Consider the following 16,561-nt stretch of genomic DNA (forward strand, 5'->3'; position numbering starts at 1 on the left):
CACACCTGTTCCCATACCGAACACAGAAGTTAAGCCCTTCAGCGCTGATGGTACTTAGGGGGTAGCCCCTTGGGAGAGTAGGTCGTCGCTGGTTTTTTTATTACATAAAGAATGCAAGACGAAGAAGAGTCGTCTTGCATTCTTTTATTTTATCATCATCCTACTTAAAATCTTCCAAATGAGATGAGGAACTTAAAAACCTGTTGCACGTCTAAACATACATAGGCTATCATATATATATATCAAGAGAATTATGAAAACAAGCTAAGGTAGAGTGAATACTTTATAACCTTAGAAGATCAGCAGAGAAGGGGGGATTTGTGGGATATGAAAGAACTCTTTGAGACAGGGAGCACATTTCATGAGTTTGTAAATAGAGACAAAGATACCTATAAAGAAAAAACCCTAGAGAACTATCACCAAATCGAATTAGATAAGGGATTAGAAAATGAAATAAAAGAAATTGATGAGATTGTCAATATACTTGTTTTTGCTGAAATATGGTGCCCAGACTGTATGATTAATGTTCCAGCCTTACAGAAAATGGCCGATATCAATGATAAAATTATCATCCGTATCGTGTCCCGTGAGGGGAATGAAACTCATATGGCCAATTATTCGCTAAATGGCAAACCTAGGATTCCAACATGTATCGTGATGAATCAAGGATTTCAAGAAAAGGGCGCTTTCGTAGAGCAACCTCAAGCCCTAAAGGATATTGTAGCAAAAGGAAATCAAGCAGAGATTATTGTAGCCAGAAGAAAATATCAAAAAGGTGAGTATACTCGTGATACCATCAAAGAAACATTGGATATAATCAAGAAATCTTAATGATATTGAAATTTCTAGCTTTCTATGAAATTCATAGGAAGCTTTTCCTATTTTTTGATCATAGTGGGTATAAATGATATGAATGGGAATAAATAAGAAGGAATCTCTAGTAAGAGAGAAAAAGAAGGCAAAAGAAAGAAGTGTTTAACGAAAATTGCATGGAATGAACAATTATCATTTTGACATCAAAAGGGGTAGGTGGTACAATATTTAGTACATCGACTTTACCAATTATACCAAATGTAGTAATAGGAGGTACTATTATGCAAATTTCAGAAAACGCCTTGAAGGTTTTAGAGAGACGCTATCTCGCTAAAAATGAAAAAGGTGAAGTGATCGAAACAGTAGAAGAAATGTTTAGAAGAGTGGCAAAGCATATTGCTAAGGCGGACGAACACTATGACGCCAATGCCGACCTTCAAACTTTAGAAGATAAATTTTATCATATGATGACAAACTTAGAATTTTTGCCAAACTCTCCAACTTTAATGAATGCCGGTAGAGAGCTAGGACAACTCTCCGCTTGCTTTGTACTTCCGGTGGAAGATACGATGGAAGGAATCTTTGATGCCATTAAGAACGCAGCGATTATCCATAAGTCTGGAGGAGGTACAGGATTTAGTTTTTCCAGATTGAGAGCCAAAGGATCTACGGTGGCCTCCACAGGAGGTGTGGCATCAGGCCCCATCAGTTTTATGAAGGTATTTAACTCAGCTACAGAGGCTGTGAAGCAGGGAGGAACACGCAGAGGTGCCAACATGGGGATTCTGCGGGTAGACCATCCAGATATACTAGAGTTTATTCAGTGTAAAAAGGAAAACACTGAGATCACAAATTTTAATATCAGTGTAGGAATTACTGAGGCCTTTATGGAAGCAGTACATGATGGCACAAAATATGATTTAGTAGATCCCAATACCAAAGCGGTTGTAGGACAGTTAAATGCGAAAGAAATATTTGATAAGATTGTTGATATGGCATGGACAAATGGAGAGCCAGGAATTGTATTTCTGGATCGTTTAAATAAAGATAATCCTACGCCTAAGGTTGGAGAAATTGAAAGTACCAACCCTTGTGGAGAGCAGCCACTGCTTCCTTACGAGTCATGTAACCTGGGTTCAATTAATCTGATGAGAATGATTAAGGGAGAAGGAACTGAAAAGTACATAGATTATGATAAGTTAGGAGAAGTTGTAGATTTAGCGGTACACTTCCTGGACAATGTGATTGATGTAAACAATTATCCCCTTCAGGCCATTGATGAAATGACCAAAGGAACACGGAAAATTGGTCTGGGTGTTATGGGCTTTGCAGATATACTTATCGAATTAGGCGTCTCCTATAATTCAGAAGAGGGCGTACAGCTGGCTGAAGAAATCATGGGATTCATCGATCAAAGATCAAAGGCAATGTCTATGAAACTGGCTGGGGAAAGAGGCGTGTTTCCATATTATGAAGGCAGTATTTATGAGAAGAAGGGCATGAGACTAAGAAATGCTACGACAACCACCATAGCGCCAACAGGAACCATTAGCATTATCGCGGGTGCTTCCAGTGGTATTGAGCCCCTCTTTGCCATCTCATATTTTAGAAATGTGATGGACAATGATAAGCTTGTGGAGACCCATCCTCTATTTGAAGCGATGATAAAGGAAGAAGGATTGTATTCTAAGGCTCTCATGGAGAAGGTGGCGGAGCAAGGCAGTGTTGCGCATATAGCTGAAATACCTGAAAGAATAAAGAAAATCTTTGTTACAGCCCATGATGTATCACCAGTGTGGCATATTAAAATGCAAGCCGCATTTCAGAATCATGTGGACAATGCAGTATCCAAGACAGTAAACTTTTGCCATGATGCTACAAGGGAAGATGTAAGAGAAGCTTATACGCTGGCCTATCAGTTGGGATGTAAGGGTGTAACCATCTACCGTGACGGAAGTAGAGAGGGCCAGGTATTAAATATTGGTACAGTGAAAGAGGAAACGATCAGAGAAGAAGCTGCAACGACAAAAGTATCAGCATCTATTACACCGAGGCCAAGACCAGATATTACAGCAGGATTGACTGAAAAGGTGAGAATTGGTTGTGGAAATCTATACATCACGGCAAACTATGATAATGATGGTATTTGTGAAGTGATTACCAACTTAGGAAGAGCCGGTGGATGCCCTAGCCAAAGCGAAGCAACCAGCCGTATTGTGTCTATTGCTTTGCGTGCCGGTGTAAGCGTGGAGGCGATCATAGAGCAGTTAAGGGGTATAAGATGTCATTCTACGCTGACCCAAAGGGGTAAAGGGAATAAGGAGATTAAGGTATTATCCTGTCCTGATGCCATCGGAAGAACCCTAGAGAAGGTACTCAATATGCATGTGAAATCCGCTGAGCCCAATGTTCAAGATATGGCCTTGGAGATAGAGGAAGAAGTGGTAGAAGGATGTGCCAGCAACTGTTCACTGTGTGCTATGTCAGAGATGTGTCACAACGAGTATCGAGATGAAGTATCTATTGGGATAGACAAAGGCGACAATGGTTGCCCAGAATGCGGATCAAAAGTAGAGCATGAAGGCGGCTGCATGATCTGTCGAAGTTGTGGATTTTCTAAGTGTGGTTAATGTATTAACATATGATAATAAGGTATTGCATGACAGGCTGTACAGCCTGTCTTCATTTTTAGTGTGGAATAAAGCAGGAACAACAGTTAGTATTAAATCGATATGAAAATGAAAGACAAAAAAGAAAATATGATATTTAAAAAGAGAGAATATATTGGAGTTGGAGAACGGACATTTATTTTATTATGTTCTATCAAATCAGAAAGAGAGATTACCAATTAATGCAAGTATTGCTTGAAATTTAGAATACTTTAGTACTGGTGAATATTGAAGTTCATAGCTCAATATTCTTTTTATTTGGGAGGAAAAATTTGAAAATAAACGAATGTTTTATATATGTTAATAGTTTTACAATTTTTATTTGCTTTTCAGGATTAGCTACTCACTAGATTTAGGGAGGATTTTTATGGCTAAAAAGCCAAGTATATTTTATGTAGTACCTATGATTTTGATTTTAGTGGTTGGTATATATTTTTCGCTAATAAGCGAGGCAGATGTTATTTCTGATCTAAAGTATCACAATAACCCTATATTGACTTTTGAAGAACAGCGGTGGTTAAAAGAGCAGGGATCTTTGATTTATGCTGCTGATAATGATGCGCCTCCGCTTAGATTTGTAGATGGGGCAGATAATCAATATAAGGGGGTTGTGGTGGATTATATCAACCTTTTATCATTGGAGCTGGGATTTAATATTGAGCTTCATCCATTGCTTTGGGAAGATGCTTTGAAAAGTCTTGAAGAAGGCAAGACGGATATATGCGATATGTTTAAAAGCAAAGAGCGTTCTAAGCACTTTCTTTTCACCAACCCTATATATAATCTAAGAGCGGTATTAGCCGTAAAATCAAATGACCAAAAGATTGATCATATAGAAAATATGACTTTAGCTACACAAAAAGGTGATTATGTTAATGAATACCTTATGAATACTTACCCTGGAATAAAGATTGTTCAGGTAGATAATATTAGTCGTGCTCTAGATTTACTTTTATCAGGAAAAGTAGATGCAGTAGCAGGAGACGAACCGGTCGTTCTTTATCAGATAAAAAACAAGGGTGCAGAATTTTTATTACATATAAAAGAAGAACCTCTTTACGAGAACGAGGTTGTCTTGGCTGTGCCAAAATCTAAGCCTGAACTCGTGTCTATTTTAAATAAAGGTATTGCCGCATTAGGAGAAACGAATCAGCTAGAGAGAATCCAGCAAAAATGGTTTGGGATTTCTGCTCCAATTGTTCAGATTCCTGATTATAGGACTAGAATCAAATATATTCTAGCAGCAGCTGGAGCTTTGATAATGATTATAATAGGTATGGTTACTTGGAACTATTTTTTGAAGCAGGAAGTAGAAAAGAGAACAAAGGAATTAATGGACAGCAAGCATGATCTTCAAATAACCTTCGATGGAATGACTGAATATATAGCTGTTACTGATTTAGATTTGAAGATTGTAAATATCAATAAGTCATTTTTAGATTTTCTAGGATATTCAAAGTCAAAGGTGCTAAATGAGCATTGCAGAGAAATATTTAAGGATTTTGGCCCTATGAACATTGAAAAAATAACTGTTGATACAATTACATTAGAAAAGAGTTTGGAAGAAGAACTCTCAAATAAGAATAATTATTACGTAGTTCGCACCTATCCCCTAAAAGATACTACAGGCAGTATGAAAAACATCTTAGTAGTAATTCAAAATATTACGAAAGAAAAGATATCGGAAAAACAGATACTGCAAGCTAATAAAATGGCCGCTATTGGGCAACTAGCGGCTGGTATGGGGCACGAGATTAGAAATCCCCTAGGGATCATTAGAAGTCATAGCTATATCCTTAGATCTTTATATGATGATGAAAGATTAATTTGTTCCCTTGACTATATCGACGCATCCGTAGAAAGAGCCAATAGAATTATTGATAATCTTTTGGAATTTTCAAGACTTACAGGTGATGATAAAGGATGGATTAATGTTAAAGAGTTTATATCTAAACTTTTTGAACTTGAACATAAAACATTGATGAAGCTCAACATAAAATATTCCATTGCGTGTGATGAAAACACAAGGTTGTACTCCAATGTAGAATCGTTAAAACACATTTTGATTAATTTAATTTCCAATGCCAAAGATGCCATAGGTGAAAATGGGAGTATAAACATAAGTGCATCTTCTGAAGAAAATCGAATCGTATTCAGAATCGTAGATACTGGGGAAGGAATACCAGAAGATGAAATTGAAAAAATATTTAATCCTTTTTATTCTACAAAAGATCCAGGCAAAGGAACGGGATTAGGTTTATATATTGTATATAATGAAGTTGAGAAATTAAATGGGCATATCGCTGTTTCAAGTATTCCTAATGTTAAAACAGTATTTGAAATTTCTTTACCCATTGATAGTAAGGAGAATTCTATATGATGGAATCAAGTAAGATATTAATTGTTGATGACGAAGTTGAATACAGAGAAACCTATAGAATGTTGTTGGAAGGCAGAGGCTTTTTTGTCGGAGAAGCTAGTTCATCTCAAGAAGCCCTTGAAATACTTGAAAGAGAGTATTATCCCATCGTGTTGTCGGATGTTATCATGCCGGGCAAGGATGGATTCTATTTATTAAATGAAATAAAGAGGATATACAAGGATTTGATAGAAGTAATAATCCTGACTGGATATGGGAGTATTGAGAGTGCTGTTAAGGCCATGAAAATAGGGGCCCTAGGATATTTTATTAAAAGCAGGAATCCGGAAGAATTATTTACTGAAATAGAAAAGGCTAAAAGATTTATAAAATTAGAGACACAGAATAATATTGTGAAGAGAGAAGTGAGTTCAAAGCTATTTTTAAATCAGACAAAAAATCCAAAAATGCTTAGGGTTTTAAAGGAAGTTGATGCTGTTGCTCAATCTTCGAGTAACATTTTATTGACAGGGGAAACAGGCGTAGGCAAAGAAGTAATTGCTAATTTGATTCATCAAAAGAGTAAAAGATCTAAAGAATTATTTGTACCAGTGAATTGCCAGGCAATATCAGATAGTTTATTGGAATCGGAGCTCTTTGGTCATGAAAAAGGCTCTTTTACGGGTGCAACTTCAAGGCGCATTGGACGATTTGAAGAAGCAAATGGTGGAACAATATTTTTAGACGAAATGGGAGAAATGTCTCTCAGCACACAAGTTAAAATCTTAAGAGTATTAGATAACAAGCAGATTGAAAGAATTGGATCTAACAAACAGATTAATGTGAATTTCAGATTGATCTCTGCCACAAATAGAAATTTACCAAAAGAAATAGAATTAGGGAATTTTAGGGAAGATCTATATTATAGAATCAATACCATAAATATTGAAATTCCACCCTTGAGAGAAAGAAAAGAAGACCTCAAAGGCATGATTGACTTTTGGATTACACATTTCAGCAATGAAATGAAGAAAAATATCAGAGGTATAGACAGGGATACAGAACAGTATTTATTAGAGTATAATTATCCAGGAAATGTGAGGGAGTTAAAAAACATCATTGAACGCATCGTGGTATTAGCTACGGATGATGTTTTAAGACTTGATACTCTAAGCAATAGGAGAATCAAAGAGATAAGTGCCAGTCAAAACAATAAGATTATTCCTTTCAAGGAAGCCAGGCAAAGGTTTGAAATAGACTATATAAAGAATGCATTAGAAAAATGCGATAATAATATTACACAGGCCGCAAGTTTGATGGGTATAAGCAGAAGGCAGTTATTTAATAAGTTAGTTGAATATAATTTAAAAACTAAATATTTTTAGCAGGGCTGATGTCAAGATTTATCCTTAGAACCAGGATAAACTTGGCATTTTTTTTGCATAAGTAAAGGCACGAAGGTGAGTTGTGTACCTCGAATTAATATGGACAAACATGTTTATAAAGGAGGAATTGAAATGGGTAGTGCAGTGAAAGGAACTTGGGTTGAAATTGAAAACCAAGTATTATCAGCGACTGAAAGAGCCTCACAAGTACCTGAAGACACAAAGAATACGCCACTTATGATGTGGACGAGAGGTTTTTTGATGGAAGAATCAGCGGAAATCGGTGATGATGTATCCGTTCGTACCTTTTCAGGTAGAATTGCAAGAGGAAAGCTAGTTGAGATCCATCCAAGGTTTGCACATGATTTTGGAAATCCAGTACCTGAATTGTTAGAAACAAGTGTATCTTTAAAAGAAGATTTTGCGAATATGCAGGAGGTGTAAAATGAGAGATCTATCATATGAAGGGGTAATGGCCAGAAAAAATGAAATCATGAAAGATGCTGTGGGAATAGATTATAGCGTTTTTGAATATGGAAAAATTGCATTTGATTATGAAAAAATGATGGATAATGTGGCTTATTCTATTGAAGAAATGCAAAAAATTCAAAAAGAAACGAAAGTAGGTAATACGCCACTGTTCGAACTGAAAAATATTACAAAACTAGTTAGAAAGTATTCAGAACCTGGAAAAGGCGCAAGAATTTTTATAAAGGATGAAGCAGCAAATGCTTCAGGGTCATTTAAAGCAAGAAGAGCAGCGATTTCTGTTTATCATGCTCAAAAAAATGGATACGAAGGAGTGATTGCCGCAACCAGTGGCAATTATGGTGCTGCTGTTGCATCCCAAGCTGCTCAAAGAGGACTTAAGTGTATAATCGTTCAGGAAGTATATGATTCAAGCAAAAAGGGGCAGCCAGAGATCATTGAAAAAGCCCGTAAATGTGAGGCTTTTGGAGCTGAAGTAATACAGCTTACCGTTGGACCTGAATTGTTTTATACTTTCTTAAAAGTAATTGAAGAGACAGGGTTTTTTAATGCTTCTTTATATACACCCTTTGGAATTGCAGGGGTTGAAACATTAGGATATGAGATTGCCAATCAAGTGATGAAAATGGAAGGAAGGTATCCAGATATAGTTGTTGCAACCCATGCTGGTGGTGGTAATCTTACAGGAACTGCCAGGGGGCTAATAAAGGCGGGAGCAACAGATTGTAAAATGGTAGGGGCATCGGTAGACTTATACGGACTACATATGGCCTCTGATAAGGACTTTAATAGAAAATCCTTTACTACAGGTCATACTGGATTTGGAATTCCTTTTGCAACGAAACCTGATCGTGCAGATGTGCCTAGAAATGCAGCCAGAGTATTAAGATACATGGATAAATATGTAACGATAACCCAAGGAGAGGTATTCTTTGTAACAGAGATGCTTGCAAAGCTCGAAGGCATCGAAAGAGGTCCTACAGGCAACACTTCTTTAGCAGCAGCTATTGCTTTGGCGAAAGATATGAACCAAGATAAGATCATTGTTGTTCAAGAAACTGAATATACAGGAGCTGGAAAGCATCCAATGCCTCAATTAACCTTTGCAAGAAATAATGGTATTGAAGTTTCCAGAGGAAATCCAGAAGGAAATATTCCAGGAAAAACAATTGTGATTCCTACATCTTTGGCGCAAGTATCTGCAAAAGATGTTGATTTGATGAAGCTTAAAACAACATACTTAAAAAATATTGCAAATGATTATAAATTAGATGAACTTGGGACTGAAGATATCAAATTCATATCTGAAGAAATAAAATTACCAGTAGAAAAAGTTATTGAGATATATAGAAATCTATAGTGAGAAAAATGATCCGTTCAAATTGCTATGAAATAAATTTCCAGGTGGAAGAAAATTTCATAGCAATTTTTTTCCTAAATGGCAAAAAGATGAGCTGTTTTACGAAAAAATAAATAAGATAGAGGTCATTTTGAGGATTTTTTATGAAGAGAACTTGGCATAGCATTTGCAATATTAGTATATGACGAAAGTCAATCGCAATGATTCATATATTAAGGAGGGTAAACATGAACAACGAAATGAAGAAGCTTGAGTTTTATGGTGGAGAATGGATGTCATTTATTCCGTTCATAGTATTTCTTGTATTAATTGTTATGACTACATTTGTAGTGGGCTCTATTTCAGATGGTGCATTATGGATTCCAGCATTTATGGCACTTATTGTTGCATTTTTCTTTGCAAAGGACAAGAAGTATTACAGTGAAGTAATTATTAATGGTATGGCTAGCAAGGAAGCCATTATTCCTGTAGTTTGTTGGATTTTTGCTGGCGTTTTTTCGAGAATTCTTAGAGAATCAGGGCTTGCAGGCGGTATTGCAGGTATGGCTGCATCCTTAGGTATTAGTGGTACATTTTTCATAATCGTGTCATTTTTAGCTTCAGCCATATTTGCAACAGCATCAGGTACTGGCTTTGGTACCATTGCAGCAGGTATGGGGGTTTTATATCCTGCAGGCGTTGCCCTTGGCGCACATCCAACACTTTTGGCTGGAGCTATTGTATCTGGTGGAGCATTTGGCGATAATTTAGCGCCTGTTTCCGACACAACGATTTGTTCTGCAACTTCTCAAGGGGTTGATGTTCCAGGTGTTGTAAAGTCCAGATTAAAGTATGCGCTTACTGCAGCGACAATCACTATAATTGGTATAATAGTATTCGGCATGATGTATAGCGGAGACACTGGAGCGGTTGGAGCTATAGAGTATAATTCTACTGCACTAATAATGTTAGTTCCTGTAGCTATTACGATATGGGTCGCCATTAAAACAGGAGATATTATTATCGCAACTACAATAGGTACTGTATTAGCTGGACTAACTGCTGTTTTTGCTGGACTGATTGATTTTATTCAAATTGATCCAGGGCAAGAAGTTACGAAGAGTGCTCTATTTAGAATATTTGGGGAAGGTCTTGATAGAACTGTTGGTGGAGTAATCTATACTGGTATTAATAGTATGATTCAAGTTGTAATGTTGGCAATTTTGCTATTTGGTTCTATTGCTATTATGAGGGCTGGACAAGGCGATGTTAAGTTACTTGAAGCTATTGGTAAAATCGCAAAAGGACCCAAAGGGGCAGAGTTCTCGATCTCTGGTATGACGATAATACTTTCATCATTAATGGGCTTAAATGCTCCAGCTATTTTGGCAGTGGGAACTTCTTTTGCAAAACCTCTTTCTAGAAAACATGGCATCAGTCCATATAGAACAGCAAACCTTTTAGATGCTACTTCCTGCACATTAGTTTATTCGCTACCCTGGACACCTGCAATCATTTATACGATTGGGTTTACGAGAGATGGTATCCATCCACTTACAGCAATGGAAGTTACACCATTTGTATTTTATGCTTTTGCGATGTTAGCAGTTATGTTAGGGAGTATAATACTGGGGATTGGAAGAAATGATAATATGGATCTTAAGGAGACAAAAAAGGAACAAGCAGCATAAGTATATTTCTTTAGTATTGAAAGAAATATTGGAGAAACTCATGAAGAGGTTCTTGACCTAAGGACAGCAAGAAGAGATCGAGATATGGATGGGGTGAAATAAAGTCTCGAAAATATCATAAGTACACAGGAAAGCAGAATAAAAAATCTTTCTAAAATTATTGAAGATATGAACAAAGTGCAGTCTGATCTAAATAGTATTATTTAAGTCGTAACATAGAAAGTAAACGATAGATGAATATATGATATTTTTTACAAGCAAAGCCCGCTTTTTAAAAGACCAGAATCCATAAAAAGTGATATTGAGGGAGAAGACCTCCTGTTGTAGCATTTTGAAAACTACAATAGGAGGTCTTTTTATGGCATAAAGAATGGGGGGTAATCATTAAGATAGTACTACAAATGAAAAGAGAGGGTAAGGTCAAGGACAATTTTAGAACGCAAAATAGAAATTATGTTTCAATATAATATAAATATATTGAAACATAATTTCATATCTGTTATTATGGGAATATAGAGAAAAATCAGAATGAGGTGACGATATTGGAAATTGATTTAAACAAGTTAGCGACAGAGGGAAGAAATCCAGAAACAATTCAAATTGACAGGGTGCCTACATTGGAAATGATGAAAATGCTGAATAATGAAGATAAAAAGGTAGCATTTGCAGTAGAAAAGGAATTGGAAAGGATTGCTAAGGCAGTAGATGTGATCACAGAGAAGCTTGAAGAAGGGGGGAGATTAATATATATTGGGGCTGGAACAAGTGGAAGATTAGGCGTTTTGGATGCATCTGAATGTCCACCGACTTTTGGCGTGGTGCGTACTATGGTACAAGGCGTTATTGCTGGGGGAGATATAGCCATTAGAAATTCAGTGGAAGGCGCAGAGGATGATATGGAAGGGGCTGTCCAGCAACTAAAGGAAATAGAATTAAGTTCTAAAGATGTGCTGGTGGGAATCGCCGCCAGTGGAAGAACACCTTATGTCTTAGGAGCATTACAATACAGCAATAAGATGGGTGCCGTCACCATTAGTGTATCATGCAGCCCAGATTCAGAAATAGCAAAAGTCGCTAATATTGCCATAACGCCAGTTGTAGGACCAGAAGCAGTTACAGGCTCTACGAGATTGAAGGCTGGAACAGCTCAAAAAATGGTGTTAAATATGCTATCCACTGGTGCAATGATTCGGCTTGGGAAAGTATACGAAAATTACATGGTAGATGTGCAGGCATTAAATGAGAAGCTGGTGGAGAGAAGCAAGCGAATTGTTATGCAAGTGACAGGTGTGAGCAGCGTTGAAGCATCCACTGTCTTGGAAACTACAGGATATGATGTAAAGCTAGCAATTTTTTTAATAAAGACAGGACTTGATATTGAAACGGGACGGAGAATCCTAAGTGAACATAAAGGAAGATTAAAAAAGGCCTTGGAGAGTCTTCAAGAGCTAGCCTATTAAAAAGTTTAGCTTTTGTATTGCCAGTACACATATGTGCAATGAGCAATAACAAATTAATATGAGTATGGGTTTAAAGGGGGAAATAGAAGTGAGTGAAAAAATTAGAAGGATCTCTGAAGGCATCCTTGAAGGCGTAGGAGGAAAAGAAAACCTTCAAAGCATCACCCATTGTATGACAAGAGTAAGGGTCACCCTAAGGGACTACGGAAAATATGATAAGGGAAAGCTTGAAAACTCCTTTGGTGTTATGGGCGTTGTAGAATCAAATGAACAGATTCAGATTATTGTGGGCCCAAGCACTGCTACAAAGGTTACAAAGACTCTTGGAGAGATCACCGGCATCGAAGAAGATACACTGGAACTGGGAAATGCTGCTGCTGTAAAACAGCAAGTGACCACGAAATACAAAGCACCATTTAGTGATCTTTTAAAGAAGATTGCTAATATATTCATACCTCTTATTCCTGCATTTATTGGCTCGGGTCTTATTATGGGAATCAATAACATTGTAAAAAAATTTGAACTTATTAGCAATGCAAATATTGTCGGATTATTAGGGATATTTGCAGCTGCAGTATTTTCTTACATGGCCATCATGGTAGGGGTGAATGCAGCCAAGGAATTCGGTGGTTCTCCTGCAATTGGAGGATTAATGGCAGGTATTTTGATTTCTCCCGGGTTGGCAGATATTATATTGTTTGAAAAGAATCTTGTTCCCGGTAGAGGTGGAATTATTGCGGTACTTTTAGTAGTAATCTTTGCATCTTTTGTAGAACGGAAGTTTAGAGAGCTTGTGCCAGAATCATTGGAATTAATCATAACGCCCGTATTGACTATTCTAATATCAGGCTTTGTGGCTGTGGTAGTGCTACAGCCCATAGGCGGAGTTATTTCTGACGTTATAGGGGCGGCCGTTACAGGAGCCATCGAGAATGGTGGTGCTTTGATAGGAGCTGCATTGGCAGGTACTTTCTTACCATTGGTGATGACAGGGCTTCATCAAGGTCTTACACCCATTCATGCAGATCTCCTTGCGAAGACAGGTGTAAATACATTGCTTCCGATATTGGCAATGGCGGGATGTGGACAAGTAGGCGCAGCCATCGCTGTATATGTTAAAACAAAAAATATAAAGATAAAGAAAACCATCGCCAGCGCCCTGCCTGTAGGAATTCTTGGGATTGGAGAACCATTGATCTATGGGGTAACATTACCTTTGGGCAAACCTTTCTTAGGTGCTTGTATAGGTGGTGCAGCAGGTGGTGCTGTGATTGCCATATTCAATGTAGGTTCTATCAGTATGGGTTTATCCGGCCTGCCATTGGCAACCCTAATACAGTCTAGCCAAATACTATTGTATCTAATAGGTGTATTGTCAGCCTATGCTGTAGGTTTTGCCGCCACTTACTTCCTAGGATTTAAAGATCCTGAAAATTATGATGTATAGTAGTCCCCTTACAAGCTGCTGCGGAATTTTGTTCCGAAGCAGCTTGATTTCCATATGAAGAGATTTTCTAGCAGAGAAATATTTAGGAGGAATAGACCTATGATTGGAATTTCAGTATTTGCGGGAATGGGAACTAGCCTGGAAGAAAACTTACAATATATGCAAACCGCCAATAGGACAGGTATAAAGTATCTTTTCACATCATGTCATATCCCTGAAGCAAGAAATACCAGCAAAGACGAATTAGCAGTCATACTGAAGGAAGCTTCCCAACTGGGAATGTATATCATCATGGATATATCAAAAAGCTATTTTGAAGAAAGGGAATTAGAAAAATATCCAATCCACTCTTTACGATTGGATTTTGGATTTAGCACTCGGGAAATTGCTGAGATGACTAGAAGATTTGGATTTAATATTACGCTGAATGCCAGTACTCTAGAGCAGGAAGAAATTGAGAAAATATTGGAATATGGAGGGGAAATAAGCAAGATTACTGCATGTCATAATTACTACCCTAGAAGGGACACAGGGATATCCGAACAACTCTTTGTCCAGCGAAACAACACATTAAAAGGGTATGGCATAAAAACCATGGCCTTCATACCTTCTCAATTTAGAAAGAGAGGACCTATTTATGAGGGATTACCTACCTTAGAAAAGCATAGAGAGATGGAGCCTAGTATAGCCGCACAGCACCTTGTACGCTTGGGTGCGGATATTGTAATGATAGGAGATGCCATGGCCTCTGAAGGAGAATTGAAAAGATTGGGAAAGCTGAGGAAGGAAATCATGATGATTCCAATCAAGCTAGAAAAAAATATAGGAGAGAGTGAGAAAAAACTACTTGGTTTCATACATACAAATAGAACAGACCCAGGAGAGTATGTCATCCGATCGCAAGAAGCTAGAGAAGTAAAGGATGGAAAAATCCATCCTAGGAATACCTTGGAAAGATATAAAAATTGTGTCACAATAGATAATGACGGCTATAAAAGATATGAAGGGGAATTGCAAATTCTTAAAAAGGAAATGGCAAAGGATGATAGGGTGAATGTAGTGGCTGATGCCAGCAGTGCAGAAATATTGGTTCATCTGCTGCAACCAGGGGAAAAATTTGTATTTGAAATCATGGAGGATGAAGCATGAGTACGATTTTAAAAATCAAAGAGCGCAAGGAAGAATATACACAGTCAGAGGTTAAACTTGCGAATTACATTCTTGAACACACTCATGACATATACAATTTGTCTGTTCAAAGCTTAGCGGATCTATCTCAAACCAGCCCTGCCAGTGTAGTAAGATTCTGTCAGAAAATAGGATATGAAGGTTTTCAGGAATTTAAGATTGCATTGGTAAAAGATATTAGCCAAAGTCAGAACAATGATGAGATTATCTATGAGGATATTACGATCCATGATAGTGTCAGGGAAATTATGCAAAAAATATCTCAAGAAAATACGATAGCAATTGAAAATACGCTGAAATTAATGGATGAAACTGAGATTGAGCGAGCCATAGAAGCCATTGCCAATGGGAGAGATATCTATATTTATGGGGTAGGGGCATCAGGGTTGGTTGCCATGGACTTCCAATATAAGCTAATGCGAATTAAAAAGAAGGTAAGTATGTATTTAGATAGTCACACCCAATTGGCTTCTTCTGTACATATTGGAAAAGAAGATGTAGCCATTGGAATTTCCTACAGTGGAAAAACGCTAGAGACATATAAAGCCATGGAAATGGCAAGAAAAAAAGGGGCAATTACGATTGCCATAACCAAATATGGAAAGAATCCGCTAAGTGAAATTGCAGATATTAATATTCAAGTAGCTGGCATGGAAAACAATATTCGCGTCGGTGCCATTGCTTCTAGAATTGCGCAGCTTACAGCTATCGATGTCTTGTTTGTAGGCGTAGCCAAAAAGGATTTTGCGTTGGTCTCCGAGTATATACAGAACACCCGGAAGATTGTTGAAGACTTGAAGTTGAAGTGATATTGCTAGCAACAAAATGTCTGCGAGAAACGTAGCCTTAAATGGTATTTCCTACAGCAGCTTAAACAAGAAAAGTGTAAAGACAGGTGAAAACCTGTCTTTTTCATTGATATTGAAGGATATATGAGAAAAGCTAAGAATTAAATAGATATGGAAAAGAAAGAGGTGATGGGATGAAGAAAAAGCACTTTAAAATAAGTATAGTAACCATCTTGGCTGCATTAGCAATAACTGCTTTGATATATACAGGTGTAATATGGCCAAATAGTATATTCGCTAGTAAGTACCCAGTACATGGAATCGATATTTCACACCATCAGAATGAGATCGATTGGGATAAGGTAAAGGATGAAAACATTAAATTTGTATTTATTAAAGCAACGGAAGGAAAAGATTTTAAAGATAGGCTTTTTGAAGAAAACTGGGTAAAGACGAAAGAAGCAGGATTGATCAGAGGGGCATATCATTTCTTTACCTTTGGAAGTGCAGGGAGTGATCAGGCGACAAATTTTATTCGATCCGTTCCAATTGAAGACAAGGTACTTCCACCTGTTATAGATTTAGAGTTTGATGGCAATTCAAAATCAGTTCCCAGTCCAGAAGTGGTAAAAAAAGAATTACGAAATTTTATTCATAGCATAGAGGAACACTATAAACAAGAACCCATTTTATATCTTACCTATGATTCGTATAGTCAGTTTATAAAAGGGGATTTTTTAGAATATCCTATTTGGATCAGAGATATTGTGAAGCAACCAAGCTTTAAAAATGGTAGGGAATGGCTATTTTGGCAATATTCTAATCGTGGTAAAATAGATGGTATTGAGGGCTATGTGGATGTGAATGTGTTTCATAGTGATTTAACGGAATTGGAGAAGCTGTTGAGCCCCAATAAAGATTAATTTAAGTACA

At 37.2% G+C, this 16,561-nt stretch carries 12 protein-coding genes and 1 rRNA gene; all 13 read left to right on the top strand.

What is annotated here, in order from left to right; all coding sequences use genetic code 11:
- Positions 1 to 94: ribosomal RNA gene (rrf, locus tag HNQ80_RS16905) — 5S ribosomal RNA — on the top strand; the annotation flags it as partial.
- Between the two features lie 233 nt (positions 95 to 327).
- A complete protein-coding gene (locus HNQ80_RS16910; protein WP_184311855.1) occupies positions 328 to 831 on the top strand; it encodes a thioredoxin family protein in 504 nt (167 codons plus the stop codon).
- Between the two features lie 263 nt (positions 832 to 1,094).
- Complete coding sequence (locus HNQ80_RS16915; RefSeq protein WP_184311856.1) at positions 1,095 to 3,443, top strand: vitamin B12-dependent ribonucleotide reductase; 2,349 nt, start codon at positions 1,095 to 1,097, stop codon at positions 3,441 to 3,443.
- Positions 3,444 to 3,849: 406 nt separating this feature from the next.
- Positions 3,850 to 5,862, top strand: coding sequence for a transporter substrate-binding domain-containing protein (locus HNQ80_RS16920; RefSeq protein ID WP_184311857.1), 2,013 nt, complete (start codon positions 3,850 to 3,852; stop codon positions 5,860 to 5,862).
- Positions 5,859 to 7,226 (top strand): sigma-54-dependent transcriptional regulator, encoded by a 1,368-nt coding sequence (locus HNQ80_RS16925; protein ID WP_243183354.1) that lies wholly within the window; start codon positions 5,859 to 5,861, stop codon positions 7,224 to 7,226. Before HNQ80_RS16920 ends, HNQ80_RS16925 begins: the two co-directional genes overlap by 4 nt.
- 132 nt (positions 7,227 to 7,358) lie before the next feature.
- On the top strand, positions 7,359 to 7,670 hold the full coding sequence (ortA, locus tag HNQ80_RS16930) for a 2-amino-4-oxopentanoate thiolase subunit OrtA (protein WP_184311858.1): 312 nt from the start codon (positions 7,359 to 7,361) through the stop codon (positions 7,668 to 7,670).
- Position 7,671: 1 nt separating this feature from the next.
- Entirely contained in the window at positions 7,672 to 9,075 is a 1,404-nt protein-coding gene (gene ortB, locus HNQ80_RS16935; RefSeq protein ID WP_184311859.1) for a 2-amino-4-oxopentanoate thiolase subunit OrtB, read from the top strand.
- Between the two features lie 272 nt (positions 9,076 to 9,347).
- On the top strand, positions 9,348 to 10,745 hold the full coding sequence (locus HNQ80_RS16940) for a Na+/H+ antiporter NhaC family protein (RefSeq protein WP_279289009.1): 1,398 nt from the start codon (positions 9,348 to 9,350) through the stop codon (positions 10,743 to 10,745).
- A 533-nt stretch (positions 10,746 to 11,278) separates the two neighbouring features.
- Positions 11,279 to 12,205, top strand: a complete 927-nt coding sequence (gene murQ / locus HNQ80_RS16945) for an N-acetylmuramic acid 6-phosphate etherase (protein ID WP_408626322.1) — start codon at positions 11,279 to 11,281, stop codon at positions 12,203 to 12,205.
- 88 nt (positions 12,206 to 12,293) lie between these two features.
- Positions 12,294 to 13,652, top strand: a complete 1,359-nt coding sequence (locus tag HNQ80_RS16950) for a PTS transporter subunit EIIC (RefSeq protein ID WP_330602920.1) — start codon at positions 12,294 to 12,296, stop codon at positions 13,650 to 13,652.
- Between the two features lie 99 nt (positions 13,653 to 13,751).
- The gene (locus HNQ80_RS16955) at positions 13,752 to 14,801 is read left to right on the top strand and encodes a MupG family TIM beta-alpha barrel fold protein (RefSeq protein ID WP_184311862.1); all 1,050 of its coding nucleotides are present in this window, start codon (positions 13,752 to 13,754) and stop codon (positions 14,799 to 14,801) included.
- Complete coding sequence (locus tag HNQ80_RS16960; RefSeq protein WP_184311863.1) at positions 14,798 to 15,649, top strand: MurR/RpiR family transcriptional regulator; 852 nt, start codon at positions 14,798 to 14,800, stop codon at positions 15,647 to 15,649. The genes HNQ80_RS16955 and HNQ80_RS16960 overlap by 4 nt, the downstream gene beginning before the upstream one ends.
- Positions 15,650 to 15,822: 173 nt before the next feature.
- Positions 15,823 to 16,551 (top strand): glycoside hydrolase family 25 protein, encoded by a 729-nt coding sequence (locus HNQ80_RS16965; RefSeq protein WP_184311864.1) that lies wholly within the window; start codon positions 15,823 to 15,825, stop codon positions 16,549 to 16,551.
- Positions 16,552 to 16,561: the final 10 nt, after the last annotated feature.

The sequence above is a fragment of the Anaerosolibacter carboniphilus genome, from assembly GCF_014205875.1.
GTDB lineage: Bacteria > Bacillota > Clostridia > Peptostreptococcales > Thermotaleaceae > Anaerosolibacter > Anaerosolibacter carboniphilus.